This is a genomic window from Cellulomonas sp. Y8, assembly GCF_008033115.1.
Taxonomy (GTDB): domain Bacteria; phylum Actinomycetota; class Actinomycetes; order Actinomycetales; family Cellulomonadaceae; genus Cellulomonas.
In genome coordinates, this window is record NZ_CP041203.1 from 2,032,186 (window position 1) to 2,047,054 (window position 14,869).

Below are 14,869 nucleotides of genomic sequence, written 5' to 3' on the forward strand. Positions count from 1 at the left end.
GCGCAGCACAGGGACCTCGGTCGCACCAGCGACCGAGGTCCCTGTCGTTCCCGCGACCCGCGTGGTTAGCCTGGCCGTCCCGGCACCGATCCAGAAGGACGTGCGATGGACGCGGCAACGACGCCGACGGTCCGGAACGTGGCGCTCGTCGGCCACGCCGGATCCGGCAAGACGACACTCGCCGAGGCCCTGCTGCTGCGCGCGGGGGCCGTCCCCCGCGCCGGCCGGGTCGAGGACGGCTCGACGGTCTGCGACCACGAGCCGGAGGAGGTCGCCCGCGGCTCCTCCGTGGCGCTCGGCGTGGCCGACCTCGACTGGACGTGCAGCCAGGGCCGCCCGCACCGCATGACCCTCCTGGACACCCCGGGGGCTCCGGACTTCGCGGGGGCGGTGGACGCGGCCCTCGCGGTCGCGGACCTCGCGGTGGTGGTGGTGAGCGCCGTCGACGGGGTCCAGTCCGGGACGGAGGCGGCGTGGCGCCGGTGCGACGAGGCGGGGATCCCCCGCCTCGTCGTCGTCTCCCAGGAGGACCGCGCCCGCGCCGACTTCCACCGGGTGCTCGACCAGGTCCGTGACCTCGCCGTCCGCACCGGGCACGACGCCGCCGCGGTGCTGCCGCTGGAGCTGCCGCTCGGCGAGGAGCAGGCGCTGCACGGCGTCGCCGACGTGCTCTCCGACCGCGGGTTCGACTACGGCGCCGACGGTCGGCACCGCGACTGCGACCTCCCCGCCGACGTCGCGGACGAGGAGCAGCGCCTCCACGGCGAGGTCACGGAGGAGATCGTCGCCCACGACGACGACCAGCTGGAGCGGTACCTGTCCGGCGACGAGCCCGGCCCGGTGGACCTCGAGCGCACGCTGGCCCGCGAGGTCGCCTCCGGGGGCGCCGTGCCCGTCCTGGTCGCCTCCGCGGCCACCGGGGTCGGCATCGACCGGCTCGCGGACCTCGTGTGCGAGATCGGCCCCGCGCCGACCGACCGGCCCGCGCGGCTGCGGGTCGGCGGCGGCGGCCCCGACGACGGCGCGGAGACCGAGCTGCCCGCCGACCCGGCCGGTGAGACCGTCCTGCACGTGTTCCGCACCGTGGCCGACCCGTTCGTCGGCCAGGTGTCGGTGTTCAAGGTGCTGTCCGGCACCGTGCGCTCGGGCGACCGGCTGACGACAGCCGCCGGCACCGAGGAGCGGCTGCACGGGCTGTTCCGGCTCCGGGGCCGGGAGCACCTGCCGGTCGACGCGGTCGCGGCGGGCGGGATCGCCGCGGTCGCCAAGCTCGGCTCGGCCCCGACCGGCACGCTGCTCGCCTCGCGCGCCCAGCCGGTCCGGCCCGCGACGCTGCCCGCCCGGCCGCCCGTGCTCGGCCTCGCGCTGGTCCCGGTCAGCCAGGCCGACGACGACAAGCTGTCCGGCGCGCTGACCCGTCTCGCCGCCGAGGACCCGACCCTGGTCGTCGAGCGCACCGCGCACCAGGCCGTCCTGCGCGGGCTCGGCGACGCGCACCTCGCGGTGGCCGTCGAGCGGCTCGCCCGGGTGTTCGGCGTGCACGTGACCACCGAGCCGGTGCGGATCGCCTACCGGGAGACGATCGCCCGCGCCGCCGAGGCCGAGGGCCGGCTCAAGAAGCAGTCCGGCGGGCACGGGCAGTTCGCCGTCGTGCAGCTGCGGCTCAGCCCGCTGCCTCCGGGGTCCGGCTTCGCGTTCGTCGACTCCGTGGTCGGCGGCGCGGTGCCGCGGTCCTACCTGCCCGCCGTCGAGCGCGGCGCCGCCGAGGCGCTGGCCGCGGGCGGGCCGCTCGGGCACCCCGTCGTCGACGTCCAGGTCGAGGTCCACGACGGCAAGGCGCACGCCGTCGACTCCTCGGACGTGGCGTTCCGCACCGCCACCGCCGCGGGCGTCCGCGCCGCGCTCGCCTCCGCCGGGACCGTGCTGCTGGAGCCGACGCTGCGGGTCACGGTCGTCGTGCCGCCCGAGGCGCAGGGGGACGTGCTCGGCGACCTCTCCGGGCGGCGCGGGCGGATCAGCTCGAGCAGCACCACCGACGACGGCCGGGTGCGGATCGAGGCGGTCGTCCCGGAGGCCGAGGTCGTCCGGTACGCGCTCGACCTGCGGGCGCTCACCGGCGGGCGGGGCGAGGTGGTGCTGGCGCCCGGCGACTACGAGGTCCGGCCGGGGCACCTGGCGCCGGTGTGACGCGGCGGCGCCCCTCAGCCCGCCGCCGCGGCCGCCTCCGGCACCGGGACCCCCGACCCCAGCCGCCCCGCGTAGACGTCGATCTTCATCTCGATCGCCGCGAGGTGCTCGGTCACCTCCGCCAGCTGCGCCCGCACCGCGTCCCGGTGCGCCTGCAGCAGCGCCATCCGCTGCGGCTCGGTGCCCTCGCCCTGCCGGACCAGGTCGGCGTACTCCCGGATCTCCCGGATCGGCATGCCGGTGGCGCGCAGCCGGGTGAGCAGGTGGATCCAGCCGAGGTCGCGCTCGGTGTACCGGCGGTGCCCCGAGGACGCGCGCTCGACCGCGTCGAGCAGCAGCCCGTCGCGCTCGTAGTACCGGAGCGTGTGCGGGGTCAGCCCGGTCGCCGCGGCGGCCTCGGCGATGGTGAGGGTGCGGCTCTCCTCGGTCACGCCCCTCAGCATGCGCCGCTCACCGCCCGATGGTCGACATGTCGGGGTACCGGTCGCCGACGACGGCCTGCGGCGGCACGGCGTCCGCGAGCGCCGCGAGGTCCTCGGCGGTGAGCCGCACGTCGGCGGCCGCGACGTTCTGCTCCAGGTAGCGGACCCGGCGGGTGCCGGGGATCGGCACGACGTCCTCGCCCTGGGCCAGCACCCAGGCGAGCGCGAGCTGCGCCGCCGTGACGCCCCGCTCGGCCGCGAGCGCCTGCACCCGCTCGACCAGCGCGCGGTTGGCGCCGAACGCCTCCCCGGCGAACCGGGGGTTGGCGCGCCGGAAGTCGTCGGGCGCGAGGTCGTCCCGCGCCGCGATGGCGCCGGTGAGCATGCCGCGACCCAGCGGCGAGTACGGCACCAGGCCGATGCCGAGGTCGCGCAGCGTCGGCAGCACCTCCGCCTCGACATCCCGGGTCCACAGCGAGTACTCCGTCTGCACGGCGGTGATCGGGTGCACCGCGTGCGCGCGGTGGATCGTCGCGGGCCCCGCCTCGGACAGCCCGAGGTGCCGCACCTTGCCGGCCTGGACCGCCTCCGCGAGCGCGCCCACGGTGTCCTCGACGGGGACCTTCGGGTCCATCCGGTGCATGTAGTACAGGTCCACGTGGTCGACGCCGAGCCGCTGCAGGCTGGCGTCCAGCGCCGCGCGCACGTACTCGGGGCGCCCGTCGACGCCGCGGCGGGTCACCGTCGGGTCGGGGTCGCGGACGATGCCGAACTTCGTGGCGAGCACGACCTCGTCCCGGCGGCCGGCGATCGCGCGCCCGACCAGGCGCTCGTTGGTGTGCGGGCCGTAGATGTCGGCGGTGTCGAGCAGCGTGACGCCCAGGTCGAGCGCGCGGTGGATCGTGGCGACCGACTCGCGCTCCTGGTCGGAGCCGGGCGCGGAGGTGGCCCCGTAGAACTCGGACATGCCCATGCAGCCGAGCCCGAGGGCGGAGACGGTGAGGGCGGTGCCGTGCGCGGCGCTGCCGAGGGTGCGGGTGGTGAGGCTCATGTCCGCGACGGTCCTCCTTGGAGTGCGCTCGAAGTCAAGGCGTCGCCCTGCGGCTCCCGGCGCGCGGTCGTAGCGTCGAGGCACCACCCACCCCCGAGGAGGACCGCGTGAAGCTCCGCCACCTGCCGCTGCGCCTGGGCGCCGGCGCGTACATCCTGAACTCCGGCCTCGACAAGCTCGGCGCCGACGAGGAGACCGCGAAGGGCCTGCACGGCACCGCCGCGGGCGCGTACCCGTTCCTGTCCGGCGTGGACCCGAAGACGTTCACGACCGGGCTCGCCGCGGCCGAGGTCGGCCTCGGCACCGCGCTGCTGGTCCCGGTGCTGCCGCGCGTCGTCGTCGCCACCGGGTTCACCGCGTTCTCCGCCGCGCTCGTCGGCATGTACCTCCGCACGCCGGCGCTGCACCGCGGCGAGGGCGACCCGCGGCCGAACCCGGACGGGGTCGGGATCGCGAAGGACGTCGTCATCCTGGGCGCCGCGGCGTCGTACCTCATCGACACCCTGACGTCGTCGGCCAAGAAGGCCGGGGCGAAGGCGGCGAAGAAGGCGACGAGGGCCGTCCACCGCTGACGTCCCGGTGGCTGCAGCGCGGCTGCGTCCCTCCTAGGCTCGGGTCCGCGCCCCGTCAGCCGCCGTCCCCGAGGAGCCCCCATGCGCCAGCCCACCCGGTGGGAGCAGATCGGCCAGCAGAACCCCGACCGGTCCGCCTGGTACGTCGAGCGGTTCCGCACGATGGCCGCCGAGGGAGCCGACCTGGCCGGCGAGGCCCGGATGATCGACGCGATGGTGCCCCGCGGGTCCCGCGTGCTGGACGCCGGCTGCGGGCCGGGCCGGGTCGGCGGCGAGCTCGCGCTCCGGGGCCACACCGTCGTCGGGGTCGACGTCGACCCGCTGCTCGTCGAGGCCGCGCGCGCCGACCACCCCGAGGGCGACTGGCACGTCGGCGACCTCGCCGAGCTGGACCTGAGGGCGGCGGGCGTCGCCGAGCCGTTCGACGTGGCGGTCATGGCGGGCAACGTGCTGACGTTCGTCGCCCCGGGGACGGAGGCCGAGGTGCTGCGGCGGATCCGCGCGCACCTCGCGCCAGGCGGGCGGCTGGTCGTCGGGTTCGGCGCGGGGCGCGGGTACGCGTTCGAGGCGCTCGACGCCGACGCCGCGGCCGCGGGGTTCGTCGTGCAGCACCGGTTCGCGACCTGGGACCTGCGGCCGTTCGGGCCGGACGCCGACTTCCTGGTGGCGGTGCTGGGCTGAACCGCGGCCGCCGATCCCGGGGTGGTCGGCGCGCGGGCGGCGTGCCACCCTCGACCGCATGGCCCGGTTCTTCGACGTCCACCCCCACGACCCGCAGGCCCGGTCGATCGGGCAGGTCGTGCAGCTGCTGCGCGACGACGCCCTGATCGCCTACCCCACCGACTCCGGGTACGCGCTCGGGTGCCGGATGGAGAGCCACACCGGCGCCGACCGGATCCGTGCGATCCGGCACCTCACGGACAAGCACCACTTCACGCTCATGTGCACCGACTTCGCCCAGCTCGGGCAGCTCGTGCGGCTCGACAACGCGCCGTTCCGGGCGATCAAGGCCGCGACGCCGGGGCCGTACACGTTCATCCTGCCGGCGACCAAGGAGGTCCCCCGGCGGCTGGCGCACCCGAAGAAGAAGACCGTCGGCGTCCGGATCCCCGACTCCCGGGTGGTGCAGGCGATCCTGCGCGAGCTCGGCGAGCCGCTGCTGTCCTCGACGCTGATCCTCCCGGGCGACACCGAGCCGCAGACCGACGGCTGGACGGTCAAGGAGGAGCTCGACCACGTCGTCGACGCGGTGATCGAGGCCGGCGAGGTGTCCGCGGAGCCGACGACGGTGGTCGACTGGTCGGAGGGCTACCCCGAGGTGGTCCGCGAGGGCGCGGGCGACCCGGACCGGTTCGCCTGACGCCCGTGTTCCCGTCCGCGCTGCCCGACGACCCCGGGTTCCCCGCCGCGACCGCGCCCGGCGCGCGCGACCTCGGCGAGCTCGACGGCGCCGTCGTCGAGTGCCGTGCCTGCCCGCGGCTGGTCGCCTGGCGGGAGCACGTCGCGACCGTGAAGCGCGCCGCCTACCGGGACCAGGAGTACTGGGCCCGCCCGGCGCCCGGGTTCGGCGACCCCGACGCGGCGGTGCTGGTCGTGGGCCTCGCACCGGCTGCCCACGGCGCCAACCGGACCGGCCGGATGTTCACCGGCGACCGGTCCGGCGACTTCCTGTTCGCCGCGATGCACCGCGTCGGCATGGCCTCCCAGCCCACCTCGACGCACGCCGGCGACGGGCTGACGCTCACCGGCGTCCGGATCACCGCGCCGGTGCACTGCGCGCCCCCGGACAACAAGCCGCTGCCCGAGGAGCGGCACCGCTGCGGTCCCTGGCTCGCGCGCGAGCTCGAGATCGTCCGCCCGCGGGTCGCCCTGGTGCTGGGGGCGTTCGGCTGGGACGCGCTGCTCCGCACGCTCGCCGAGCAGGGCTGGGCGGTGCCGCGCCCGCGCCCGCGGTTCGGCCACGGCGCCGAGGTGGTGCTGGACCGCCCGGCGACCGGTGATCGGCTGACCCTGCTGGGCTGCTTCCACGTCAGCCAGCAGAACACCTTCACCGGCCGCCTGACCCCGGACATGCTCGACGCGGTCCTGCTCCGCGCCCGCGCCCTGGCGGCCTGACGCCGCTCAGGCCAGCGAGCGGCCGCCTGTGACGCCGATGCGCTCGCCGGTGATGTAGCTGCTCTCCTGGCTCGCGAAGAACACGTAGGCCGGGGCGAGCTCCGCCGGCTGGCCCGCGCGGCCCAGCGGGGTGTCCGCGCCGAACTCCTTCACCTTCTCCACCGGCATCGTCGCGGGGATCAGCGGGGTCCAGATCGGCCCGGGTGCGACGGCGTTGACCCGGATGCCCTGCTCGGCGACCTGCTGCGCCAGCGCCTTGGTGAAGTTGAGGATGCCGGCCTTGGTGGTCGCGTAGTCGATGAGCTGCGGGCTGGGCTCGTAGGCCTGCACCGACGTGGTGTTGATGATGCTCGACCCCGGCTGCAGGTGCGGGAGCGCGGCCTTGGTGATCCAGAACATCGCGTACAGGTTGGTCTTGAAGGTGCGGTCCAGCTGCTCGGTCGTGAGGTCGAGGAGCCCGTTCTCCTGGGACATCTGGAAGGCCGCGTTGTTGACCAGCACGTCCAGCCCGCCGAGCTCGGACACGGTGCGCTGCACGAGCTCCGCGCAGAACGCCTCGTCGCGGATGTCGCCGGGCAGGGTCAGCGCGCGGCGGCCGGCGTCCTCGACCAGCCGGACCGTCTCCTGCGCGTCCTCCTCCTCGTCCGGGAGGTAGGAGATCGCGACGTCCGCGCCCTCGCGGGCGAACGCCAGGGCGACGGCGCGGCCGATGCCGGAGTCGCCGCCGGTGATCAGCGCGCGCTTGCCCTCCAGCCGGCCGGAGCCGACGTACGACTCCTCGCCGTGGTCGGGCTGCTGCCGCATGTCGTCCGTGAGGCCGGGGTGCGGGATGTTCTGCGCCGGCTGCTCGGGCTCCGGGTGCTGGGTCTGCGGGTCCTGGGGCGTCGTCTGGTCGCTCATGCTCACCCATCGTCCGCACCCCGGGGCGGACCGCCACCGGAGCGGGTGAACCTCGGCGTGTCGACCCCCGGCGCGTCGCCCCGAGTTGCCGCCGCGGGCCTGGTCACCCCACAGTGGCCGTCGGCCACCCGCGCTCCGACCCGCACGTCCACGTCGCGCGCACAACCGCCGCACAGGCTCCCCGCAGCGGGAGTCCTAGGGTGGCGGTCCGGACCTGAGGAGGAACGTGAGCCAAGGCGACGAGCAGTACGTCGAGATCTGGGGCGACCGCGTGTCGATGCGCGACCTGCTGCTGGCGCTCGCGGTCACCGCCGCCGCGACGGTCGGCGCCGTCGTCGTCGGGCGCGCCCTCGGCTCGTCCGAGTTCTTCTGGGGCCTCGGCGGCTCCGTCGTCGGGTTCGTCGCCGCGGTCGCGCTGATCCGGCCCAAGCGGGACGTGCGGATCGTCGCCGACGAGGACGTGGACGCGGGGCCGCCACCGGCCTGACGCCGCCCGCACCCCGCCGCGCGCACCCCCCGCGCGCCAGCCGCCGCGCCCGCCGCCACCCATCCGGACGGGCGCCCCGCACCGAAAGACCTCCGTGGACCTCTCCCTGCTGCTGCCGATGGTCGCCGCCGCCCTCGCGGCCGTCGCGCTGTACACGCTGATCGGGTTCATCCCCGGCACCGACGAGACCTCGGTGCTGCTGCCCGTGACGCTCGCGCTCGTCCTGGCGGGCACGGACCCGCAGGTCGTGCTGGCGTTCTTCATCGCCGCGGTCGTGACGCTGAACCTCACGAACTCGATCCCGACGGCGCTCGTCGGGCTGCCCGGCGGCGTGCTCTCCGCGCCGATGATCGACCACGCCCTCCTGCTCAAGCGGGAAGGCCGCGCCGCGGAGACGATCCGCAAGATGGCGGCGGGGTCGGTGGTCGGCACGCTCATCTCGGTGCCGCTGGCGCTGCTCATCGCGAGCGCCATCACGCCGTTCGCCGACCAGCTCCGGGAGTACGGGGCGCTGCTGTTCGTCGGCGGCGCGGTGGTCCTGGCGCTGATCGGCAAGAACAAGGTGCTGTCGCTGCTGGCGATCATCCCGCTCGGCCTGCTGTTCCAGGGCGTGCAGGCGCTGTACCGGCAGACCGGCGTGCTGCCCGAGGACGGCACGATCACGGTGTCGTTCTTCCTGTCGATCACGGCCGGCCCGCTGCTGCTCAGCCTGGCCACGCTGCTCAACCCGACGCTGCGCGCCGCGCTCCCCCGCGCCGGCCGCACGCCCGTCGTCATCACGCGGTCGGAGCTGAAGGGCGCCCCGCTGAGCCCGCGGCGCCTGCTGACCCGCGCCGAGCTCGGCGCCTCGGCCACCGTGTCCGCCGCGTCGACGCCGCTGTTCTTCCTCAGCCCGGTCGCGCTGACGCTGCTCATGGGTGAGGCGTCCGGCGCACGCGCCCAGCAGCCCGTCGAGCGGTCGTCCCGGGCGATCACGTCGATGGCCGCGCTCGCGCACTCGACGTACCTGGCCGGCGTGATCATCCCGCTCCTCGCGGTCGGGCTGCCGCTGTCGCCCGTCGCCGTCGGCCCCGCGAACGCGCTGTTCAACGCGCCGCCCGTGCTCACGCTCGACAACAACCTGCACCAGCTGCTGTCGACGTCGCAGTTCGTGGTCGCGGTGGTGGTCGGCGGGGCGCTCGCCCTGGTGCTGTCCTACGTGCTGGCGGTCCGGTACTCGTTCCGGCTCACCGCGCTCGTGACCCGGTACGTGCCGCACGAGGCCGTGCTGGCGCTGTTCATCGTGTTCGTCCTGCTCCTCGCCTACCTGGACGCGGGGCTCGTCAACGTCTTCGCCGTGCTGCTGGTCGGGCTGACCTGCGGCACGCTGAACCGGTTGGGCGTCAACTTCGGGGTGCAGTTCATGTCGCTGTACGCGGCCCCGTGGTTCGTGGCGCACCTGATGTGAGGAGTCGGACCATCTCGAGCTCGAACCCGCGCAGCACCGGCCCGGGCGCCCCGCGCGCCACCGGGACGGGGCACACCCGCGCGAAGGCGATCCTGGTCGGCGAGCACGCCGTCGTGTACGGCGAGCCCGCGATCGCGCTGCCGCTCGCCAGCCTCCCGATGCGCGCCGTCGCCCGGCGCGAGGAGGGGCCGCTGTCGCTCGAGTCCGTGCTGTACTCCGGCGCGCTGTCCGACGCCCCCGAGCAGCTCGCCGCCCCGGTCGCCGCCGTCGAGGCCACGCTCGACCACCTCGGCCTGCCGCACCGGGACGTCGTGCTGTCCACGGAGTCGACGATCCCCGCCGCCCGCGGGCTCGGCTCCAGCGCCGCCACCGCCGGGGCGCTCGCGCTCGCGCTGGCGGACCTCGCCGGCCGCACGCTGACCCCGCAGGAGCACTTCGACCTCGTCCAGGTCGGCGAGCGGGTGGCGCACGGCAACCCCAGCGGGCTGGACGCCCGCACCACCGCCTCCACGGAGCCGGTGTGGTTCCAGGCCGGCGAGATCCGGCCGCTCGACCTGGCCCTGCGCGCGCACCTCGTGGTCGCCGACACCGGCGTGCACGGGCGGACCCGGGTCGCGGTCGCCGACGTCCGGTCGTTCCGGGACCGGCACCCGGCCCGCGGGTCGGAGCTGATCGCGGAGCTCGGGGCGATCACCCGGGACGTCGTCGACGACCTGGCCCTCGACCGACCCGCGGAGCTGGGCGCCCGGATGACCCGCGCGCACGGCGCCCTCGCGGAGCTCGGCGTCTCCTCCCCCGAGCTGGACCGCCTGGTCGGCGCGGCCCTCGCGGCCGGGGCGCTGGGCGCCAAGCTGACGGGCGGTGGCCAGGGCGGATGCATGCTGGCGCTCGCGGCCGACGCGGCCTCCGCTGGTACGATCGCCGCTGCCCTGCGCCGCGCGGGAGCGGCGCGCACGTGGCTGCACCGGACCGACGCGCGGCGCCCCGCCGCCCCCTCCGCCCAGGTGCCCCTCGGATGACTGACTCCGCGACCGCCGTCGCGCACGCGAACATCGCGCTCGCCAAGTACTGGGGCAAGCGCGACGAGGCCCTGGCGCTGCCCGCGACGTCCAGCCTCTCGCTGACGCTCGACGCGTTCCACGCGACGACCACCGTGACGCTCGACCCCGCCGCGTCGGAGGACTCCGGCGCGCTCGACGGCCGGCTGATGTCGGACGGCGAGGTCGTGCGGGTCCGGCGGTTCCTCGACCTGGTGCGCTCGCTCGCCGGCTCGTCCGTGCACGCCTCGGTCACGTCCGTCTCGACCGTGCCGACCGGTGCGGGCCTCGCGTCGTCCGCGAGCGGGTTCGCCGCGCTCGCCGGGGCCGCGGCCGCCGCGTACGGGCTCGACCTCGACGCCCGCGCGCTCTCCCGGCTGGCCCGCCGCGGCTCCGGGTCGGCGGCGCGCTCGGTCTTCGGCGGCCTGGTGGTCTGGCACGCGGGCACCGACGACGCCTCGTCGTTCGCCGAGCCCGTGCCGGGCGGCGAGGCGGGCGGTCCCCTCGACCCGGCGATGGCCGTGGTCGTGCTCGACGCCGGGCCCAAGTCGATCTCGTCGCGCGAGGCCATGCGCCGCACCGTCGAGACCTCTCCGTTCTTCCCGTCCTGGACCGGGTCGACCGAGGTCGACGTCGCGCTCATGCTCGACGCCGTGCGCGCCGGCGACCTGCCGACCCTGGGCGCGCTGGCCGAGTCGAACGCCCTGCGGATGCACGCGACGATGCTCGGCGCGCGCCCGCCGGTCCGGTACTGGACCGCGCACACCGTCGGCGTGCTCGACCAGGTGCAGGCGCTGCGCGCCGACGGCCTGCCGTGCTGGGCGACCATCGACGCGGGCCCGAATGTCAAGGTGCTGTGCGCCGGGCGCGACCTCCCGGCCGTCGCCGAGGCGCTGTCCGAGGGCGGCACCCGCCACGTGGTGACCGCGCGCCCCGGGCCGGACCTGCGCGTGACGACGGGAGGTGCCGCGTGACCGCGCTCGAGGCCATCGAGGTCAGCGCCCCCGGCAAGCTGTTCGTCGCCGGCGAGTACGCCGTGGTCGAGGCCGGGTACCCCGCGGTGCTCGTCGCCGTCGACCGGCACGTGACCGTCCGGCTGGCGCGCGCCGAGGGCGCCGGGTCCATCGCGTCCGACCAGTACGGCCGGCTGCCCGTCGTGTGGCGGCGGGACGGCGGCCGGGTCGTGCTCGACCACGACAGCCGCCCGTTCGACTACGTGCTCGCGGCGATCGACGTGGTGGAGCGGTTCGCCGCGGAGCAGGGCCGCGAGCTCGGCTTCTACGACATCACGATCACCTCCGAGCTCGACGACCAGTCGGGCCGGAAGTTCGGCCTCGGGTCGTCGGCGGCCGTCACCGCCGCGACCGTGCGGGCGCTCGACCGGTTCTACGCGCTCGACCTGCCGACCGACCGGCTGCTGCGGCTCGCGCTGCTCGCGACGGTCGCGGTGAACCCGATGGGCTCCGGCGGCGACGTCGCGGCGAGCCTGTACGGCGGGTGGATCCGGTACGCCGCGCTCGACCGCGACTGGCTGCGCACCGCCCAGGCCGCCGCCGAGTCCTCGGGCGCCCGGCGGCCCCTGTCCGCGCTGCTCGACGCCGACTGGCCCGGCCTGTCCGTCCGACGGCTCCCGACGCCCCGCACCATGCGGCTCGTCGTCGGCTGGACCGGCGTCCCGGCGTCGACCACCCGGCTGGTCGAGCGGATGCAGTCCCGCAAGGGCGCCGCCGAGGCCCACTACCCCGACTTCCTCGCCGCCTCCCGGGAGTGCGTGGACGCGCTGGCCGACGCCATCGAGCGCGACGACGCCCCCGCCGCGAAGGCGCAGATCCACCGCGCGCGCGGGCTGCTGACCTCGCTGGCCCGCGCCGCCGGCGTCGACATCGAGACCCCCGCGCTGCGCACGCTGTGCGAGACGGCCGAGAGCGTCGGCGCGGCGGCGAAGTCGTCGGGCGCGGGCGGCGGCGACTGCGGCATCGTGCTCGTCGACGCCGACACCGACCTCGAGCCGATGCTGCGCGACTGGGCGCTGTCCGACGTGCGGCACCTGTCCCTGCGGGTCCAGCAGCCGTGCGACGCCGAGGACGTGCGATGACCCGCGACGACGTCCCCCTGTCGGGCCAGGACCAGCCCGTCGGCGACGCCGACGTGGCGACGCCGGCCGAGCAGGACGCGCGCCGCAAGGACGACCACGTCCGCCTGGCCGTCGCCCAGCACGCCGAGCCCGGCCCGAGCGACTTCGACCACGTCCGCCCGATGAACCACCCGCTCGCCGCGGGCGACCGGGCGCAGGTGTCGCTGCGGGCCACCGGTCGGGTGCTGGACTGGCCGGTGCCGCTCTACATCAACGGCATGACGGGCGGCACCGCGCACACCGCGACGATCAACCGCGCCCTCGCGGTCGCCGCGCGGGAGACCGGCGTCCCGATCGCGTCCGGCTCCACCGGGATCCTGCACCGCGAGCCTGCCGCGATCCCGTCGTTCCGGGTGCTGCGCGACCTCAACCCGGACGGCTTCGTGCTGGCGAACGTCAACGCCAACCTCACGCCCGCCCAGGCGCGCCGCTCGGTCGAGATCCTCGGCGCCGACGGCCTCCAGGTGCACGTGAACCCCGCGCAGGAGATCGTCATGCCCGAGGGCGACCGCGACTTCACGCGCTGGGCCGACAACATCGCGGCCATCGTCGACGGCGTGGACGTCCCCGTGGTCGTCAAGGAGGTCGGCGCCGGCATGAGCCGCGGCACCGTCGAGCGGCTGCGCGACCTCGGCGTCGCCGCAGTCGACGTCTCCGGCCGCGGCGGCACCGACTTCACCGCGATCGAGTCCGCGCGCCGCACCGACGGCGGCATGGACTACCTGGCCTCGTGGGGCCAGTCCGCCGTCGAGGGTCTGCTCGACGCCTCGTCGGTCGACGGGGTCGACCTCCTGGCGTCCGGCGGCGTGCGACACCCGCTCGACGTCGTGCGCGCGCTCGCGCTCGGTGCCACGGCGGTCGGTGTCGCGGGCGGGTTCCTCCGCACGCTGCTCACCGACGGCGAGGCCGCCCTGGTCGCCCGCATCGAGTCCTGGCTGACCCAGGTCGGCGACATCATGACGCTGCTCGGCGCCCGCTCCGTCGCCGACCTCCGGCACGTGGACCTGCTGCTGACCGGCCCGGTGCGCGAGTTCTGCGACCTCCGCGGCGTCGACGCCCGCGCGTTCGCCCGCCGCAGCGGTCTCTGACCCCCCGGGCCGCCGCGCCCGCACTGCACCCCACCCCGGCCCGGCCGGCGCTCCGCGCCCCGCGTGCGTACACGGCGCACCCCAGCGGAGTCGGCTCCCATCCCGAGAGTGCGTACACGGCGCACCCCAGCGAAGCCGACCCCCATCCCGAGAGTGCGTACACGGCGCACCCCAGCGAAGCCGACCCCCATCCCGAGAGTGCGTACACGGTGTCGTGCAGCGCGGGCGGACGGCACCCTGCCCACGGGCAGCCTCGGCGCGGCGGTACCGGGTCCGTTCTCCGCGTGCGTCCACCGTGTCACCCCAAGTCGTCGAGGAACCCGTGAGCTCGCGCTCGTGTGCACGGCGCTCACTGCGTACCTCGTGTACTCGCGCCCAGAATGAACTTCGCGTCCGCCAGATCACGCCGCGTACACGGTGCACCCGCCAGCGGACGCGAGCGCCACCAGCAGTGGCGAATCCGCCTGGGGACGACCGCCGTGACGCCGCTCCCGGGCCCTAGCGTCGAGGCATGCACACGATCACGAGAGAAGCGACGGCGCGGGAGTTCCGGACCCACCTCGCGTCCATGGTGAACGAGGTGGCGTTCGGGCACGGGCGCGTGGGGCTGTGGCGCTACGGCGAGCTCGTCGCGGTCCTCATCGGCGTCGACGACTTCCGGCTGCTCCGCCGGCTCGAGGACGACCCCGGCGCACGCGAGGTCGAGACGCTCGACGAGTGGGCCGCGCGCATCCGGGCGTCCCCCGACACCGGCACCGACCAGCCGCCCATCGGGACCTCGGTCCCCGCGGAATACCCCCAGGGGGTATAGCGTTCCACTCGTGACGGGGTGCGGTCGCGCCTCGCCTGGAGGGAGCGGACATGCACGGGTACAGCGGCGACAAGGACGACTACCTCAAGCGCCTCAAGCGCATCGAGGGGCAGGTCCGCGGCATCGCGCGCATGGTCGACGAGGACGTCTACTGCATCGACGTCCTGACCCAGGTCGCCGCCGTGACCAAGGCGCTGCAGGCCGTCAGCATCGGCCTCGTCGAGGACCACCTGGGCCACTGCGTCGTCGACGCGGCCCGGCAGTCCGAGGAGGCCGGCGCCGAGAAGGTCCGCGAGGCCTCCGAGGCCATCGCCCGGCTCGTCCGCTCCTGACCCCCCGACCCGCATCGCGAGAGGAACCACCCATGAGCCAGACCACCAGCTTCGCCGTCGACGGCATGACCTGCGGCAACTGCGTCCGCCACGTCACCGAGGAGCTCACCGCGCTGCCCGGCGTGACCGACGTGCAGGTCGACCTGGTCGCAGGCGGGTCGTCGCCCGTCATCGTCACCTCGGACGCACCGCTCACCGACGAGGCGATCGCCGCCGCCGTCGACGAGGCCGGCTACGCCGTCACCCCGCGGAAGTCGCTGCTGTGACAGCCGACGACCCGCGCACC

At 75.5% G+C, this 14,869-nt stretch carries 17 protein-coding genes; 14 read left to right on the plus strand and 3 right to left on the minus strand.

What is annotated here, in order from left to right; all coding sequences use genetic code 11:
- Positions 1-105: 105 nt before the first annotated feature.
- On the plus strand, positions 106-2,187 hold the full coding sequence (locus tag FKM96_RS09220; protein ID WP_147794979.1) for an elongation factor G: 2,082 nt from the start codon (positions 106-108) through the stop codon (positions 2,185-2,187).
- A 14-nt stretch (positions 2,188-2,201) separates the two neighbouring features.
- On the opposite strand, the gene FKM96_RS09225 is transcribed toward FKM96_RS09220, so the two are convergent.
- Together FKM96_RS09225 and FKM96_RS09230 are read right to left on the minus strand one after the other, a co-directional pair.
- Positions 2,202-2,618, minus strand: a complete 417-nt coding sequence (locus FKM96_RS09225; RefSeq protein ID WP_246855281.1) for a MerR family transcriptional regulator — start codon at positions 2,616-2,618, stop codon at positions 2,202-2,204.
- A gap of 19 nt (positions 2,619-2,637) precedes the next feature.
- Positions 2,638-3,660 (minus strand): aldo/keto reductase, encoded by a 1,023-nt coding sequence (locus FKM96_RS09230; RefSeq protein ID WP_147794981.1) that lies wholly within the window; start codon positions 3,658-3,660, stop codon positions 2,638-2,640.
- Between the two features lie 107 nt (positions 3,661-3,767).
- Between FKM96_RS09230 and FKM96_RS09235 the strand changes: the two genes are divergently transcribed.
- From FKM96_RS09235 to FKM96_RS09250, 4 genes are all read left to right on the plus strand, one after another.
- A complete protein-coding gene (locus FKM96_RS09235) occupies positions 3,768-4,232 on the plus strand; it encodes a hypothetical protein (protein WP_147794982.1) in 465 nt (154 codons plus the stop codon).
- Positions 4,233-4,313: 81 nt separating this feature from the next.
- A complete protein-coding gene (locus FKM96_RS09240) occupies positions 4,314-4,913 on the plus strand; it encodes a bifunctional 2-polyprenyl-6-hydroxyphenol methylase/3-demethylubiquinol 3-O-methyltransferase UbiG (RefSeq protein WP_147794983.1) in 600 nt (199 codons plus the stop codon).
- A 58-nt stretch (positions 4,914-4,971) separates the two neighbouring features.
- Positions 4,972-5,592: an L-threonylcarbamoyladenylate synthase gene (locus FKM96_RS09245; RefSeq protein ID WP_147794984.1), complete on the plus strand. Its 621-nt coding sequence runs from the start codon at positions 4,972-4,974 to the stop codon at positions 5,590-5,592.
- A 5-nt stretch (positions 5,593-5,597) separates the two neighbouring features.
- A complete protein-coding gene (locus FKM96_RS09250; protein ID WP_305764245.1) occupies positions 5,598-6,347 on the plus strand; it encodes a uracil-DNA glycosylase in 750 nt (249 codons plus the stop codon).
- Between the two features lie 6 nt (positions 6,348-6,353).
- Here the strand turns inward: FKM96_RS09250 and FKM96_RS09255 are convergent, their stop codons facing one another.
- Positions 6,354-7,247 (minus strand): SDR family oxidoreductase, encoded by an 894-nt coding sequence (locus FKM96_RS09255; protein WP_147794985.1) that lies wholly within the window; start codon positions 7,245-7,247, stop codon positions 6,354-6,356.
- Positions 7,248-7,473: 226 nt separating this feature from the next.
- On the opposite strand from FKM96_RS09255, the gene FKM96_RS09260 reads away from it, so the two are divergent.
- The 9 genes from FKM96_RS09260 to FKM96_RS09300 all read left to right on the plus strand — a co-directional run bounded on the left by FKM96_RS09260 (position 7,474) and on the right by FKM96_RS09300 (position 14,849).
- Positions 7,474-7,734 carry a hypothetical protein gene (locus FKM96_RS09260; protein ID WP_147794986.1) on the plus strand — a complete coding sequence of 87 codons (261 nt, stop codon included), beginning with the start codon at positions 7,474-7,476 and terminating at the stop codon, positions 7,732-7,734.
- A gap of 94 nt (positions 7,735-7,828) precedes the next feature.
- Positions 7,829-9,181, plus strand: coding sequence for a tripartite tricarboxylate transporter permease (locus tag FKM96_RS09265; RefSeq protein WP_147794987.1), 1,353 nt, complete (start codon positions 7,829-7,831; stop codon positions 9,179-9,181).
- The gene (gene mvk, locus FKM96_RS09270) at positions 9,178-10,200 is read left to right on the plus strand and encodes a mevalonate kinase (protein ID WP_210417402.1); all 1,023 of its coding nucleotides are present in this window, start codon (positions 9,178-9,180) and stop codon (positions 10,198-10,200) included. Before FKM96_RS09265 ends, mvk begins: the two co-directional genes overlap by 4 nt.
- Entirely contained in the window at positions 10,197-11,192 is a 996-nt protein-coding gene (gene mvaD / locus FKM96_RS09275; protein WP_147794988.1) for a diphosphomevalonate decarboxylase, read from the plus strand. The genes mvk and mvaD overlap by 4 nt, the downstream gene beginning before the upstream one ends.
- Positions 11,189-12,313: a phosphomevalonate kinase gene (locus FKM96_RS09280; RefSeq protein ID WP_246855282.1), complete on the plus strand. Its 1,125-nt coding sequence runs from the start codon at positions 11,189-11,191 to the stop codon at positions 12,311-12,313. The genes mvaD and FKM96_RS09280 overlap by 4 nt, the downstream gene beginning before the upstream one ends.
- Positions 12,310-13,440 (plus strand): type 2 isopentenyl-diphosphate Delta-isomerase, encoded by a 1,131-nt coding sequence (gene fni, locus FKM96_RS09285; protein ID WP_147794989.1) that lies wholly within the window; start codon positions 12,310-12,312, stop codon positions 13,438-13,440. The genes FKM96_RS09280 and fni overlap by 4 nt, the downstream gene beginning before the upstream one ends.
- 511 nt (positions 13,441-13,951) lie before the next feature.
- Positions 13,952-14,251 carry a type II toxin-antitoxin system Phd/YefM family antitoxin gene (locus FKM96_RS09290; RefSeq protein WP_147794990.1) on the plus strand — a complete coding sequence of 100 codons (300 nt, stop codon included), beginning with the start codon at positions 13,952-13,954 and terminating at the stop codon, positions 14,249-14,251.
- A gap of 50 nt (positions 14,252-14,301) precedes the next feature.
- Complete coding sequence (locus FKM96_RS09295; RefSeq protein ID WP_147794991.1) at positions 14,302-14,583, plus strand: metal-sensitive transcriptional regulator; 282 nt, start codon at positions 14,302-14,304, stop codon at positions 14,581-14,583.
- A 32-nt stretch (positions 14,584-14,615) separates the two neighbouring features.
- A complete protein-coding gene (locus FKM96_RS09300; RefSeq protein WP_147794992.1) occupies positions 14,616-14,849 on the plus strand; it encodes a heavy-metal-associated domain-containing protein in 234 nt (77 codons plus the stop codon).
- Positions 14,850-14,869: the final 20 nt, after the last annotated feature.

Excerpts from the sequence above, each read along its gene's own strand:
- fni (WP_147794989.1), top strand. The coding sequence starts at position 12,310 with ATGACCCGCGACGACGTCCCCCTGTCGGGCCAGGACCAGCCCGTCGGC.
- FKM96_RS09245 (WP_147794984.1), top strand. The coding sequence starts at position 4,972 with ATGGCCCGGTTCTTCGACGTCCACCCCCACGACCCGCAGGCCCGGTCG.
- FKM96_RS09300 (WP_147794992.1), top strand. The coding sequence starts at position 14,616 with ATGAGCCAGACCACCAGCTTCGCCGTCGACGGCATGACCTGCGGCAAC.
- FKM96_RS09220 (WP_147794979.1), top strand. The coding sequence starts at position 106 with ATGGACGCGGCAACGACGCCGACGGTCCGGAACGTGGCGCTCGTCGGC.
- FKM96_RS09290 (WP_147794990.1), top strand. The coding sequence starts at position 13,952 with ATGCACACGATCACGAGAGAAGCGACGGCGCGGGAGTTCCGGACCCAC.
- FKM96_RS09240 (WP_147794983.1), top strand. The coding sequence starts at position 4,314 with ATGCGCCAGCCCACCCGGTGGGAGCAGATCGGCCAGCAGAACCCCGAC.
- FKM96_RS09230 (WP_147794981.1), bottom strand. The coding sequence starts at position 3,660 with ATGAGCCTCACCACCCGCACCCTCGGCAGCGCCGCGCACGGCACCGCC.
- FKM96_RS09295 (WP_147794991.1), top strand. The coding sequence starts at position 14,302 with ATGCACGGGTACAGCGGCGACAAGGACGACTACCTCAAGCGCCTCAAG.
- FKM96_RS09255 (WP_147794985.1), bottom strand. The coding sequence starts at position 7,247 with ATGAGCGACCAGACGACGCCCCAGGACCCGCAGACCCAGCACCCGGAG.
- mvaD (WP_147794988.1), top strand. The coding sequence starts at position 10,197 with ATGACTGACTCCGCGACCGCCGTCGCGCACGCGAACATCGCGCTCGCC.